Source organism: Hyphomonas sediminis, assembly GCF_019679475.1.
Classification (GTDB): Bacteria; Pseudomonadota; Alphaproteobacteria; order Caulobacterales; family Hyphomonadaceae; genus Hyphomonas; species Hyphomonas sediminis.
The window spans coordinates 1,826,421-1,838,684 of sequence record NZ_JAIEZP010000001.1 but is presented as its reverse complement, the minus strand read 5'-3'; the positions used below and the strand labels follow the sequence as shown (position 1 = coordinate 1,838,684).

The following is a 12,264-nucleotide window of genomic DNA, read 5'->3' as shown; positions in this document are numbered from 1 at the left end:
GCCCAATCCTCAGGCCGGATCGAGTTCGCCCAGCAGGGCGCGCACGTGATGCTCAAGATCCAGCTGGCGCAGGCGCTTCAGGCGCTCCACCAGCAGGATGCGCTTCAGCCGCTGATACGCCACTTCCAGCTGGTCGTTGACGATCACATAGTCATAGCGGCGCCAATGCATGATCTCGCGCTTGGCGTCTTCCATGCGGCGGGACACCATATCCGGCGTTGAGCCTTCACGCCCCATCAGCCGATCCTTCAGCGCTTCGATGCTCGGCGGCAGGATGAACACGGACACCACATCGTTTGGCATCTGGTCATGCAGCGCGTCGGCGCCCTGCCAGTCCACATCGAACAGAACGTCTTCACCCGCATCGAGCCGTGCGACCGTGTCCGCTTTCGGCGTGCCGTAATACTTGTCGAACACATGCGCCCATTCGAGGAATTCGCGCCGGTCGATCATCCCCCGGAAGTCGTCCACCGATTTGAAGAAATAGTCCTTCCCGTCAATCTCATTTGGGCGCGGCGGGCGCGTTGTGGCCGAGACGGAGAGTTTCACATCGTTGAATTCTTCCAGCAGCTTGCGCGAAAGCGTCGTCTTGCCGGCGCCCGACGGGCTCGACAGCACCAGCATGAGCCCCCGGCGGCGGCCGGTATCCTTCGGGTGTCCGCTATTCGACATTGGCCGATTGCTCCTTGAACTGGTCGATCACCCCTTTGAGGCCAAGCCCCGCATTCGTCAAATCGAGGCTTGTGGATTTCGAGCAGAGCGTATTGGCCTCGCGGTTGAGCTCCTGCGCCAGGAAATCGAGCTTCCGGCCCGCCGGAGAGCCTGCCTTCAGCAGCTCGCGTCCAGTACGGATATGCGCGGCCAGACGGTCGAGTTCCTCGCGCACATCGGCTTTCGCTGCGGAGAGCGCTGCTTCCGCGGCAAAGCGTTCAGCATCCACCCGGCCTTCCCGGTCGAGGTCTTCGAGCTGTTTGGCGAGTTTCGCGCGGATGGCTTCAGGCTGGCCGGCCGCATGGGTCTCGGCTTCCGCTTTCAGCGCTTCCATCTGGTTGAGCAGATCGCTCAGCAATGCATTGAGGTCCACGCCTTCCGCTTTGCGGCCTTGCGCAAGCTCATCGAGCGCAGCGCCCGCGCCTGCCTGCAGCATGGCGAGCGTATCGGCATCCGACAGCACGTCCCGCGTCGAGGAGGTGCCCGTTTCAACGACGCCTTTCACCATCATCAGCGTGGCCACAGCTTCCGGTGTCGGCTCGCCAGAGAGCTTGCGGGAAACCGCCATCAGATCTTTCAGAAGCGCCTCATTGATCGTCGCGCCGGAGGCAGAGGCTGCCAGCTCGACCCGCAGGCCCACCTGCAGCGAACCGCGATTGAACCGCGTCGCCGCCATGGCTTTCACCTCGCGCTCAAGCTGCTCGGCGCCCGGCGGCAGGTTCACCCGCACATCCAGCGAGCGTCCGTTGACGCTCTTTGCTTCCCAGGCCCAACCGCCCCAGCTGGCTTCGCCGGTCACCCGTGCGAACCCCGTCATCCCTGACAGACCTGTCATTCCCCCTGCCGCTCCCGTTCAATTTCCTTGCGCTCAAACGCGCGATAGGCCGCCACATTGCGGTTGTGTTCGGCCAGCGTCTTAGCGAACAGGTGTCCGCCTTTGCCGTCGGCCACGAAGAATATGTATTCCGTTTCCGGAGGATTGAGCACCGCCGCGATCGCCTCGCGTCCCGGATTACAGATCGGCGTGATCGGCAGACCGTCAATCTGGTATGTGTTCCAGTCCGTATGCCGATCAATCTCGGAGCGGTACAGCGTCCGGCGCTGGCCCTGCTTGTTGTAGAGCGGCTCGCCCTTTGAGATGCCGTAGATGATCGTTGGATCGCTCTGCAGGCGCATGCCCTTTTTCAGGCGCGTCGTGAACAGCGCGGCGATCTCGTCACGCTCGGCTGCGATGCCGGTTTCACGCTCAACGATCGAGGCCAGGATCACCGCCTCATACGGCGTGGTGACCGGAATGCCTTCCTGCCGCTCGGGCCACAGCTCGGCCAGCAGGTCGGCCTGCGCTTTCTGGGCCTTCTCGATCAGCTGCGTGCGTGTCATGCCGCGATGATACATATAGGTGTCGGGCAGTAGCGAGCCTTCCTCGGGCAGCACTTCGGGCATCTCGCCCTCAAGGATCTCGTCCGCCTCGATGACCCGCAGCAGCTGCGCCGTCGTGCGCCCTTCGGGCAGCGTGATCCGGTGGAGCACGGAACGCCCCTCGATGAGAATACTCATAACGCCGGCAACCGAGATGTGCGGCTCGATGATGTATTCGCCCGTTTTCACATGAGGCTGCTCGCCGCCCATCTGCGCCTCGATCCGGCTCTTGGTAAGCAGCACCTGCCGGTCGGCGATGATGCCATCATCCTCAAGCCGCGCAGCCACGCTGGTCAGCGTTTCGCCATCGGAAACCGTGAAGATGACTTCCTGCGCCAGCGGCCCCGGCTTGGTCATCTCGTTGTTGAGCCAGGCCCAGCCAGCAACCAGACCCGCTGCTACAATGAATGCCAGCACGAACACCCAGGTGACGAGCGTCTTCAGGAATCCCATACATGCCTCTCAAGCCTGATACAGCGCAGAGTTGTAACCCAGCCCCGCGCCTGCGGAAAAGTATGCTCCGCAGCCGGATCAGGCCCCTAAAAGTTCTTTCATGAACTTAGACAGGAGTCGTCGCCCTGTCAGTCAAAATGAAAGAACCGCCGGCACCGGAAGTGCCAGCGGTTCCCGAAATTTCCCGATCTGTCAGGCGCCTCAGTCGACCTTGCGCAGGACAAGCGATGCGTTGGTACCACCAAAGCCGAAGCTGTTGGACATAGCCGCGCGAACTTGGCCCTTCTTCGCCTTGTGCGGAATAAGATCCAGCACAGTCTCGAAGCTCGGATTGTCGAGGTTGAGCGTCGGCGGCATCACCTGGTCGCGGATCGCGAGGGCGCAAAACGCCGCCTCGATCGCACCGGCAGCCCCCAGAAGGTGGCCAACGGCAGACTTGGTGGAAGACATCGAAATGTTCTTCGCATGCTCGCCAAAGGCGCGCTCGACCGCGCCCGCTTCGCCTTCATCGCCCTTCGGCGTGGAGGTTCCGTGAGCGTTGACGTAATCGATCTCGGTCGGATCGATGCCGGAGTTCTTCAGCGCCATCTTCATGGCGCGGTAGCCCCCCTCAGCGCCCTCGGCAGGCGCCGTAATGTGGTGAGCATCCCCGGTCAGGCCGTAGCCCATGACCTCGGCATAGATCTTGGCACCACGCTTCTTGGCGTGCTCATACTCTTCGAGCACGAGCACAGCGGCGCCATCGCCCATCACGAAGCCATCACGGTCCTTGTCATAAGGGCGCGACGCCTTCTCGGGCGTGTCGTTAAAGTTGGTGGACATGGCCTTGGCAGCGCAGAAACCTGCGATGCCGATACGGCCGATCACGGCTTCAGCGCCACCAGCCACCATCACGTCGGCATCGCCGTACTGGATGAGACGGGCAGAATCGCCAATCGCGTGAGCGCCGGTGGCACAGGCCGTCACCACAGCGTGGTTGGGGCCTTTGAGACCGTGGCGGATGGAAACCTGGCCGGAGGCGAGGTTGATCAGGGCAGACGGAATGAAGAACGGGCTGACCTTGCGCGGGCCATGCTCGTGCAGGGTGATGGCCGTGTCATAGATGGACTCAAGTCCACCGATGCCCGAACCGATCATAACACCTGAACGTTCCTTTTCCTCGTCGGTTTCCGGCTTCCAGCCGGCATCCTCGAGGGCTTCATCTGCTGCAGCAATCCCGTAAAGGATAAACTCATCTATCCGGCGCTGCTCCTTGGCGGAGAGCACCTTGTCCGGATCAAAGGCGTGCGGATCGCCCTCCCCGCCACCGCGGCCAGAGGCCCACGGAACCTGGAAAGCGATCTTGCACGGCATATCGGACGCATCGAAGACGTCGATCTTCCCTGCCCCGGATTTACCGGCAATCAGTCGTTCCCAGGTGGCCTCACGGCCATTGGCGAGCGGCGAAACAATGCCGATTCCGGTGATGACGACGCGACGCTTCGACATGAATAACCCAGCGCCTTAGACGTGAGCCTTGATGTGCGAGACGGCATCGCCGACCGAACGGATCGATTCCTGAACGTCGTCCGGGATCTCGATGTTGAACTCTTCTTCGAAGGCCATCACGAGTTCGACGAGGTCCAGCGAGTCAGCGCCGAGGTCGTCGATGAAGCTTGCGCTCTCAACGACTTTGTCGGCTTCAACGTCGAGATTTTCGACAACGATTTTCTTCACACGTTCAAAAACGTCAGACATGAATACCTCTCTAGATATGTCTGATGACTGGCCCTTTGAAGAACCATTGGTGTTGCGCCTAGCACACAGTACGGACGAGCGCCAAGCCCTAGTCTGATGCCCTACTGCAGGGCCTAAATCATTGCCATGCCGCCATTTACGTGCAGCGTCTGGCCCGTGACATAGGCCGCTTCATTAGAGGCAAGATACACTGCCGCGGCGGCGATGTCGCCGCCTTGTCCGAGCCGGCCAGCCGGAATCTGCCCCAAAAGCGCCGTTTTCTGGGCCTCCGGGAGCACATCGGTCATCGGCGATTCGATGAAGCCGGGGGCAATCGTATTGGCGGTGATTCCGCGCGAGGCGACCTCCTGGGCGATCGACTTGGTGAAGCCGATCATCCCTGCCTTGGAGGCACAATAATTTGTCTGGCCGGGGTTTCCGGTCACGCCGACAACCGATGTGATTCCGATGATGCGGCCATGGCGGCGCTTCATCATTCCCCTCACAGCCGATTTTGTCAGCCGGAAGTAGCTTCCCAGGTTAACATTGATCACGTCGCTCCAGTCGTCATCCTTCATCTGGATGAGGAGCTTGTCGCGGGTGATGCCGGCGTTCGCCACCAGGATGTCCAGCGGGCCGATGGCCGCTTCTGCCTGGCCCACCAGCGCGTCAACCGCGTCGGGGTCGGACAGGTTGCACGGCACGATGGCCGTTTCGCCTTTCAGCGTGGCGGCCACTTCCTGCAGCACGGCTTCCCGCGTGCCCGACAGGGCCACCTTCGCGCCAGCTTCGGAAAGGGCCTGCGCGATGGCGCGGCCAATGCCGCCCGAAGCGCCGGTAACAAGGGCCGTACGGCCGGTCAGGTCGAACATGGAACTTATCCTTTGATCGCTGCTGCGAAGGCTTCGAGGTCCTCGGGCGTGCCGAGGGTGAAGCCGCTGAGTGATTTCTCGATCCGGCGCTGCATCACGGTCAGAACCTTGCCAGCCCCGGCTTCACCGGTCGTGGTGACGCCCTGACCAACCATGTACTGCACCGACTCAGTCCAGCGAACCCGGCCTGTCACCTGTTTCACAAGATTCTGCCGGATCGTCTCGGGGTCCGTGACAGCGCTGGCCATGACATTGGCCACCAGCGGCACGATCGGCGCCTGAATGGCGGTCTCGGCAAGCGCCGCCTGCATGGCATCGGCCGCCGGCTGCATCAGGCCGCAATGGAAGGGCGCAGACACGTTCAGCGCCATCGCCTTCTTCACGCCATTGCCCTGTGCCCAGGCAACAGCCGCATCAATCGCCGCCTTGGTGCCGGAGATGACCAGCTGGCCGGGGGCGTTGTCATTGGCAATGTCGCACACGCCGCCGGTTTCCCGGCCCGCCTTGCAGGCCGCTTCAGCCTGATCGTAATCGGCGCCCAGCAGGGCCGCCATCGCGCCCTGTCCGGGCTGCACGGCAGACTGCATGGCGTTGCCACGGATGCGCAGGAGGCGCGCGGTATCCGAAACGCTGATAGACCCAGCCGCGGCCAGGGCCGAATATTCGCCCAGCGAGTGACCCGCCACGAAAGCTGCGTCCTTCGCCGAAAGGCCAAAGCCAGCCTCCAGCGCGCGCATGGCGGCCACGGAGTGGGCCATCAGCGCCGGCTGGGTGTTGGCGGTCAGCGTGAGTTCGGCAATGTCGCCTTCCCACATCAGCGCGGAAAGCTTCTGCCCCAGCGCCTCGTCCACCTCATCGAAAACGGCTTTCGCCGCCGGAAATGCGTCGGCGAGCGCCTTGCCCATGCCAATTTCCTGGCTGCCCTGACCGGGGAAAATGAATGCGAGGGTCATGTTTACCCTGTCTCCCTTGTTTTCCGGCGTGCCTAAAGCGCGTGTCCCGCGCACGCAAGCGCTTGAATTTTCCACAAGGATGGGCTTAAGAGCGCCTCTTCACAGCAAGGTGCGGTCCTCGACTATCCGGAATGAGCCGGAGAATGAGGGGCCATCACTGGAAGAGTTTCCCGCTCCCCAGTGCCGCATCTTCATAATTTTGGGAATGAAAACATGGCACTATACGAGCATGTCGTGATCACACGGCCTGACATCTCGCCCGCCCAGGTTGAATCTTTCGTTGAAGAGATGACCACCTTCCTCACGGAAAAAGGCGCAACGGTCGGCAAGACCGAATACTGGGGCCTTCGCAGCCTCGCTTACCCGATCAAGAAACAGCGTAAGGGTCACTACTCGCTGCTCAACATCGACGCGCCTGCCGAAGCCATCCACGAACTCGAGCGCCGTCAGCGCCTTTCCGAGGACGTGATGCGCTACATGACCGTCCGCGTTGAAACGCTGAGCGACGAGCCTTCGCCGGTTCTGTCGCGCAAAGAACGCCGTCCGCGCGACTAACGGGAAGGAAGCAGACACATGGCACAAAAAATCAACATCACGAACATTCCTGCCCGCCGCCCGTTCGGTCGCCGCCGCAAGGTCGATCCGTTCACCGGTCAGAACGCGCAGGAAATCGACTACAAAGACGTGAAGCTGCTCCAGCGTTACATCTCTGAAAAAGGGAAGATCGTTCCGAGCCGCATCACTGCCGTGAACCTCAAGAACCAGCGCAAGCTTGCTCAGGCGATCAAACGCGCCCGCATGCTGGCCCTGCTGCCGTTCGAAGTGAAGTAAGGAGAGGCCCCAATGCAAGTCATCCTCCTTGAGCGTATCGAACGCCTCGGCAAAATCGGCGACGAAGTGAATGTGAAGAACGGCTTCGCCCGTAACTTCCTCATCCCGCAGGGCAAGGCTCTCATCGCCAACGACCGGAACCGCAAGCGGTTCGAAGTCGAGCGTGAAGTCATCGAAGCCCGCAACGCCGCTGCCCGTGAATCGGCCCAGACCGAAGCAGAAAAGCTCGAAGGCGCAACCTTCGTGCTCATCCGCCAGGCTGGCGAAACCGGCCAGCTGTACGGATCGGTCTCGGCCCGCGACGTGGCAGAAGCTGCAGAAGCCGCCGGCTACAAGGTCGACCGCGCTGCGGTTCGCCTCGACAAGCCGATCAAGGCTATCGGCCTCTCCGAAGTCTCGGTCCGCCTGCATGCTGAAGTCAGCGTGAAGGTTCAGGTCAACGTGGCCCGTTCGGCTGAAGAAGCCGAGCGTCAGGAAAAAGGCGAAGACATCGTCGCCTCGCTCCAGGCTGCCAACCAGGCCCTCGCCGACGAGCAAGCCAGCGAACTCGCTGCCGCTGCTGCCGAACGCGCAGAACTGGGCGGCGAAGAAGAGTAATCTTCCTCGCCTTCAGGCATACAAATCAGAACGGCGGCTCTCACGGGCCGCCGTTTTTGATTCCGCTCAAGGAGCGGCCTTCCCCAGAATTTCCCCCGGCCAAGATGCGCAGCCGAGTCGCAAAACGAACCGGGTTCGCTATAGTAAACGTTTCGCGCGACGGGGGTCTCGATGACTGAGCAAAAGCCAGCAAAAGCGTCACTTGCGCCGCCCAACAATCTCGCGGCCGAAGCCGCCGTGCTCGGCGCCATCCTGTTCGACAACAACGTCTATCAGTTCATCGCCGACATCCTCACGCCGGGCGATTTCTATGCCCCGGCCCACCAGGAACTCTATTCCGTCGCCGCTTCGATGATCCAGCTCGGCCGCGTGGCCGACGGCGTCACCCTGCGCGAATATTTCGAGCAGCGCGAAAAGCTCGCCGAGATCGGCGGCGCCAAATACCTGGTTGACCTGCTGGACGCCGCCGCCTTCGGCCCGGAGGTGAAGGACTATGCGCGCATCATCCGCGACCTCGCCATCCGCCGCGAACTCATCAATGTCGGCGGCACGATCCAGTCCACCGCGCTGACGCCGGAGCCAGACGATACCGGCTCGGTCCTCATCAACAAGGCCGAGCGCGCCCTGTTCGATCTTGCCGAGCGCGGCAGCGCCGAACGCGGCTTCTCCAGCTTCGCCGAAGCCCTCGCCGATTCGCTCGTCACCGCCGAAGCCGCCTTCAAGCGCGGCGGCAAGATCGCCGGTATCCCCACCGGCCTGCGCGATCTCGACAGCCAGCTAGGCGGCTTCCACCGGTCCGACCTTCTGATCCTCGCCGGCCGTCCGTCGATGGGAAAAACCTCGCTCGCCACCAACATCGCCTACAACGCCGCAGCCGCCTACAAATACGAAGTGCAGGATGACGGCGCGAAGAAAACAATTGATGGCGCCATCGTCGCCTTCTTCTCGCTCGAGATGTCGAACGAGCAGCTCGCCACGCGTATTCTCGCCGAGCGCACCGGCATCAACGCCCACCGCATCCGCCAGGGCGATCTCACCAAGGCCGACTTTGAACAGCTCGTCGAAGCCACGTCCGAACTCCAGAACCTGCCGCTCTTCATCGACGATACAGGCGGAATTTCCATCAGTGAGCTGACGGCCCGTTCGCGCCGCCTTCAGCGCTCGGTCGGCCTCGACATGATCGTGATCGACTATCTGCAGCTGATCACCGTGTCCAATTCCGGCGGCCAGGCAAACCGCGTCCAGGAGGTGACCCAGATCACTACCGCCCTGAAAGCGCTGGCGAAGGATCTCAACGTCCCCATCGTCGCCCTGTCCCAGCTCTCGCGCGCCGTCGAACAGCGCGACGACAAGCGCCCGCAGCTCTCGGACCTGCGCGAATCCGGCTCGATCGAGCAGGACGCCGACATCGTGATGTTCGTGTTCCGTGAGGAATATTATCTTGCGCGGACAGAGCCTGCCGCCGATCCGAACGATCCGTCATCGAACGATAAATGGAAAGCCTGGCGCACGCGCATGGACCAGGTCTACGGCACCGCCGAAGTCATCGTCTCCAAGCAGCGTCACGGCCCCATCGGCACCGTCAAGCTCGCCTTCGACTCCAACGTCACACGCTTCGGAGACCTCGACAAATCCCGCATGGGCGAAGATGTGTTCGAGTAGCCCCCCCCTTCAGTTATCTTCCGCACACCCCCATCTCTCGTCACCCTCGATGGCCAAAGGCCATCTGAGGGCCCAGCTTCCGCCCTCTCCGCTTCATACCGTTGAAGTCGCCGGAGATGGGCCCTCAGATACGCTTGCGCGCATCGAGGGTGACGAACGTGGAGGCAATTATCCCAGCCCGCCGCGCAGCAGGTCCAGCGCCTCTGCCGCAAACAGGCGCATATTCGCCTCGCGGTCGGGAATCCCCGTTTCCAGCGTGCGTGAAATCAGGAAGCCGTTCGGCCCGGCCAGCGCCACGCAGGTGTGCCCGGCATCGTCGCCATACATGTTCCCCGTCGGGCCGGAAGCGCCGGTTTCACACAGGCCCCAGTCAGCATCCAGCAGCTCGCGGATACGGCCCGCCAGCATCCTGGCGTATGGCTCGGTGGAAGAGCGCTTGTCGCCCAGGTCTTCGCGGGTAAATCCCAGCAGGCCCCGGAAGGCTTGCGGCGTATAGATCACGCCCCCGCCCCGGTAGTAGCGGGAGGCTCCCGGCGCCGCCAGCAACGCCGCCGAGATCAGTCCGCCAGCGGAAGATTCCGAAATCCCGACAGTCTCCCGCCGGGCCTTCAGGATGCCGCCGATTTCAGCGGCGAGAGGCAATAATGTCTGCATGGCCTTATCGCCCCTCGCCTATCAAAATCACTTGTTGCCGATCCACTCGAATTCCGGCTCGTCCCACCAGGGGAAGAAGCCCGGCATCCCGTCGGATACTTTCACCGGATAGGTCGGCGTGCGCTTCTCCAGGAAGCTCATCACGCCTTCCTTGGCGTCCGGCGTCTTGCCGCGCGTGTAGATGGCCGCGGAGTCCACAATGTGGGCTTCCATCGGATGGCTTGCGCCCAGCATGCGCCACATCATCTGGCGCGTCAGGGCGTTGGAAACCGGCGCCGTGTTGTCGGCGATTTCCTTGGCCAGTTCGCGGGCCACGGTCATCAGGTCAGCATGCGGAACAACGCGGGCAACGAGGCCACCTTTCAGCGCTTCGTCGGCCGGGAACACACGGCCGGTATAGCACCATTCCAGCGCCTGCTGGATGCCCACAAGGCGCGGCAGGAACCAGCTGGACGCCGCCTCCGGGTTGATGCCCCGGCGGTTGAACACGAAGCCGAAGCGCGCCTTGTCGGAGGCGATGCGAATGTCCATCGGCAGCTGCATGGTCACGCCGATGCCGACCGCTGCGCCGTTGATGGCGCCGATCACGGGCTTCAGGCTCTCGAAGATGCGCAGGGTCACGCGGCCGCCGCCATCGCGCTGAATGTCGACCGATTCGGTGCGGCCCTTCTCGCCATCGCCGGCGCGGGCGTCATAGTCGAAGGTCTTGGCGCCGGCCGAAAGATCGGCCCCGGCGCAGAAGGCGCGGTCGCCATGCCCGGTCACGATCACCACCTTCACGTCATCATTCGCGTCGGTGATGTCGAAGGCTTCAATCATTTCGTACATCATGGTGCCGGTGAAAGCGTTCATGTTGTCGGGGCGGTGGAGGGTCAGCGTGGCGATGCCGTCCTCGATATCCAGAATGATTTCCTTGAATTCCTTGGGACGGGCCATGGTCATTATCCTCCAGTGATTTGTTTCAGCCTTCGAAAGAGGGCGCTTTCCGCTACGTTCGTCAAGCGCGCCGCAATGCTTGACGCGGCGGCCAGCCACGCCCCACAACAGGCACAAAGCATGACGCATTTTTCAAGGAGCTGACCGCCCCATGTTCTCCCGGACCCTCGCCCTGGCCACCGCCGCCCTCCTGGCCGCTGGCGCCGCCTCTGCCGAAACGGTCTACCTGACCGCTGGCCGCTTCATTGATCCGGTCTCCGGCGAAACGGTGCGCGACGCCGCCTTCGTCATCGAGGATGGCGCCGTCGCCAAGCGCGGCACCAAGTCCAGCCTGAAGGCCCCCAAGGGTGCCCGCACGGTTGATCTCGGCCAAGCATATCTCATGCCCGGCTTCATCGACATGCACGTCCACCTCACCAGCGACGCTGAGGATGGCCCCTACTACGCCCTCAGCCTCTCGGACGAGCGCATGGCCATCAAGGGCGTGAAGAATGCTCGCAAGACGCTGCTGGCCGGCTTCACCACGGTCCGCAATCTAGGCGCCGAAAGCTATGGCGATGTCGCCCTGCGCGAAGCCATCAATGAGGGTGAAATCCCCGGCCCCCGCCTGCTCGTCTCCGGCCCGCCCGTCGGCATCACCGGCGGCCATTGCTCGGATATCAACCTTCTGCCCTCCGAACACCGCCTCAAGGGCGAGGCCGTTGCGGATGGCCCGTGGGAAATGCGCGCCAAGGTCCGCCAGAACATCAAATACGGGGTGGACCTGATCAAGACCTGCTCCACCGGCGGCGTCCTCTCCAAGGGCACAGCGCTCGGCGCCGCCCAGGGCACGATCGAGGAGCTGGAAGCCATCGTGGAAGAGGCCCACGCCCGCGGCCTCAAGGTCGCCAGCCACGCTCACGGCACCATCGGCATCCGCAACGCCATCATCGCCGGCGTTGATACGGTAGAGCATGGCTCGATCATGGACCAGGCCACCATCGACCTAGCCGTCGAACACGGCACCTTCCTGTCGATGGACATCTACAACACCGAATACATCCTCTCCGAAGGCGCCAAGAATGGCCTCCTCGAAGAATCCCTCGCCAAGGAGCGTTCCATCTCCGCGCGCCAGCGGGCGAGCTTCACGGCGGCGGTGAAGTCCGGCGCCAAGGTCGTCTTCGGCTCCGATGCCGGCGTCTATCCCCATGGCCTCAATGGCAACCAGTTCTCCCGCATGGTCACCTTCGGCATGACACCGATGCAGGCCCTGCAGGCCGGCACCTCGCTCGCCGCCGAAGCGCTTGGCAAATCCGGCGAAGTTGGCTGCGGCGATGTCGGCTGCATGGCGGATTTCGTCGCCGTCTCCAGCGATCCCCTCGCCGATATGGAAGTCCTCGCCGATGTCGACTTCGTGATGAAGGGCGGCGTCGTCTACAAGCAGGGCGGCGTGGCCCAGGCCGCCGCCTTCTGAGGTATCC

Annotated in this window: 14 protein-coding genes; 5 read left to right on the top strand and 9 right to left on the bottom strand. The window is 62.7% G+C overall.

Translation table 11 applies throughout. The features are described from left to right. Nucleotides 1-9: 9 nt before the first annotated feature. The 7 genes from gmk to fabD form a co-directional block, all read right to left on the bottom strand. Nucleotides 10-672 (bottom strand): guanylate kinase, encoded by a 663-nt coding sequence (gmk, locus tag K1X12_RS09275; protein WP_220987318.1) that lies wholly within the window; start codon nt 670-672, stop codon nt 10-12. Further along, on the bottom strand, nt 662-1,546 hold the full coding sequence (locus K1X12_RS09270) for a YicC/YloC family endoribonuclease (protein ID WP_220987317.1): 885 nt from the start codon (nt 1,544-1,546) through the stop codon (nt 662-664). The genes gmk and K1X12_RS09270 overlap by 11 nt, the downstream gene beginning before the upstream one ends. Further along, nucleotides 1,543-2,583 (bottom strand): endolytic transglycosylase MltG, encoded by a 1,041-nt coding sequence (mltG, locus tag K1X12_RS09265; RefSeq protein WP_220987316.1) that lies wholly within the window; start codon nt 2,581-2,583, stop codon nt 1,543-1,545. The genes K1X12_RS09270 and mltG overlap by 4 nt, the downstream gene beginning before the upstream one ends. 201 nt (nt 2,584-2,784) lie before the next feature. After that, nucleotides 2,785-4,071: a beta-ketoacyl-ACP synthase II gene (fabF, locus tag K1X12_RS09260; protein ID WP_220987315.1), complete on the bottom strand. Its 1,287-nt coding sequence runs from the start codon at nt 4,069-4,071 to the stop codon at nt 2,785-2,787. A gap of 15 nt (nt 4,072-4,086) precedes the next feature. Then, nucleotides 4,087-4,320: an acyl carrier protein gene (locus K1X12_RS09255; protein WP_011647152.1), complete on the bottom strand. Its 234-nt coding sequence runs from the start codon at nt 4,318-4,320 to the stop codon at nt 4,087-4,089. Between the two features lie 113 nt (nt 4,321-4,433). Continuing rightward, on the bottom strand, nt 4,434-5,171 hold the full coding sequence (gene fabG / locus K1X12_RS09250) for a 3-oxoacyl-[acyl-carrier-protein] reductase (RefSeq protein WP_220987314.1): 738 nt from the start codon (nt 5,169-5,171) through the stop codon (nt 4,434-4,436). Between the two features lie 5 nt (nt 5,172-5,176). Then, complete coding sequence (gene fabD / locus K1X12_RS09245) at nt 5,177-6,124, bottom strand: ACP S-malonyltransferase (RefSeq protein WP_220987313.1); 948 nt, start codon at nt 6,122-6,124, stop codon at nt 5,177-5,179. Between the two features lie 213 nt (nt 6,125-6,337). Between fabD and rpsF the strand changes: the two genes are divergently transcribed. The 4 genes from rpsF to K1X12_RS09225 all read left to right on the top strand — a co-directional run bounded on the left by rpsF (nt 6,338) and on the right by K1X12_RS09225 (nt 9,214). Further along, a complete protein-coding gene (gene rpsF, locus K1X12_RS09240) occupies nt 6,338-6,679 on the top strand; it encodes a 30S ribosomal protein S6 (protein ID WP_220987312.1) in 342 nt (113 codons plus the stop codon). An 18-nt stretch (nt 6,680-6,697) separates the two neighbouring features. Further along, nucleotides 6,698-6,955 (top strand): 30S ribosomal protein S18, encoded by a 258-nt coding sequence (gene rpsR, locus K1X12_RS09235; protein ID WP_220987311.1) that lies wholly within the window; start codon nt 6,698-6,700, stop codon nt 6,953-6,955. A 12-nt stretch (nt 6,956-6,967) separates the two neighbouring features. Then, entirely contained in the window at nt 6,968-7,552 is a 585-nt protein-coding gene (gene rplI / locus K1X12_RS09230; RefSeq protein ID WP_220987310.1) for a 50S ribosomal protein L9, read from the top strand. Nucleotides 7,553-7,723: 171 nt separating this feature from the next. Next, complete coding sequence (locus K1X12_RS09225) at nt 7,724-9,214, top strand: replicative DNA helicase (protein ID WP_220987309.1); 1,491 nt, start codon at nt 7,724-7,726, stop codon at nt 9,212-9,214. A 168-nt stretch (nt 9,215-9,382) separates the two neighbouring features. Here the strand turns inward: K1X12_RS09225 and K1X12_RS09220 are convergent, their stop codons facing one another. Further along, nucleotides 9,383-9,868 (bottom strand): CinA family protein, encoded by a 486-nt coding sequence (locus K1X12_RS09220; RefSeq protein WP_220987308.1) that lies wholly within the window; start codon nt 9,866-9,868, stop codon nt 9,383-9,385. 27 nt (nt 9,869-9,895) lie between these two features. Continuing rightward, nucleotides 9,896-10,804 carry a crotonase/enoyl-CoA hydratase family protein gene (locus K1X12_RS09215; RefSeq protein ID WP_220987307.1) on the bottom strand — a complete coding sequence of 303 codons (909 nt, stop codon included), beginning with the start codon at nt 10,802-10,804 and terminating at the stop codon, nt 9,896-9,898. Between the two features lie 151 nt (nt 10,805-10,955). On the opposite strand from K1X12_RS09215, the gene K1X12_RS09210 reads away from it, so the two are divergent. Continuing rightward, on the top strand, nt 10,956-12,257 hold the full coding sequence (locus K1X12_RS09210; RefSeq protein WP_220987306.1) for a Xaa-Pro dipeptidase: 1,302 nt from the start codon (nt 10,956-10,958) through the stop codon (nt 12,255-12,257). The last annotated feature ends 7 nt before the right edge of the window (nt 12,258-12,264 follow it).

What these genes read in the sequence shown, in the direction of transcription:
- gmk (WP_220987318.1), bottom strand. Translation starts at nt 672, where the DNA reads ATGTCGAATAGCGGACACCCGAAGGATACCGGCCGCCGCCGGGGGCTC.
- K1X12_RS09270 (WP_220987317.1), bottom strand. Translation starts at nt 1,546, where the DNA reads ATGACAGGTCTGTCAGGGATGACGGGGTTCGCACGGGTGACCGGCGAA.
- mltG (WP_220987316.1), bottom strand. Translation starts at nt 2,583, where the DNA reads ATGGGATTCCTGAAGACGCTCGTCACCTGGGTGTTCGTGCTGGCATTC.
- fabF (WP_220987315.1), bottom strand. Translation starts at nt 4,071, where the DNA reads ATGTCGAAGCGTCGCGTCGTCATCACCGGAATCGGCATTGTTTCGCCG.
- K1X12_RS09255 (WP_011647152.1), bottom strand. Translation starts at nt 4,320, where the DNA reads ATGTCTGACGTTTTTGAACGTGTGAAGAAAATCGTTGTCGAAAATCTC.
- fabG (WP_220987314.1), bottom strand. Translation starts at nt 5,171, where the DNA reads ATGTTCGACCTGACCGGCCGTACGGCCCTTGTTACCGGCGCTTCGGGC.
- fabD (WP_220987313.1), bottom strand. Translation starts at nt 6,124, where the DNA reads ATGACCCTCGCATTCATTTTCCCCGGTCAGGGCAGCCAGGAAATTGGC.
- rpsF (WP_220987312.1), top strand. Translation starts at nt 6,338, where the DNA reads ATGGCACTATACGAGCATGTCGTGATCACACGGCCTGACATCTCGCCC.
- rpsR (WP_220987311.1), top strand. Translation starts at nt 6,698, where the DNA reads ATGGCACAAAAAATCAACATCACGAACATTCCTGCCCGCCGCCCGTTC.
- rplI (WP_220987310.1), top strand. Translation starts at nt 6,968, where the DNA reads ATGCAAGTCATCCTCCTTGAGCGTATCGAACGCCTCGGCAAAATCGGC.
- K1X12_RS09225 (WP_220987309.1), top strand. Translation starts at nt 7,724, where the DNA reads ATGACTGAGCAAAAGCCAGCAAAAGCGTCACTTGCGCCGCCCAACAAT.
- K1X12_RS09220 (WP_220987308.1), bottom strand. Translation starts at nt 9,868, where the DNA reads ATGCAGACATTATTGCCTCTCGCCGCTGAAATCGGCGGCATCCTGAAG.
- K1X12_RS09215 (WP_220987307.1), bottom strand. Translation starts at nt 10,804, where the DNA reads ATGGCCCGTCCCAAGGAATTCAAGGAAATCATTCTGGATATCGAGGAC.
- K1X12_RS09210 (WP_220987306.1), top strand. Translation starts at nt 10,956, where the DNA reads ATGTTCTCCCGGACCCTCGCCCTGGCCACCGCCGCCCTCCTGGCCGCT.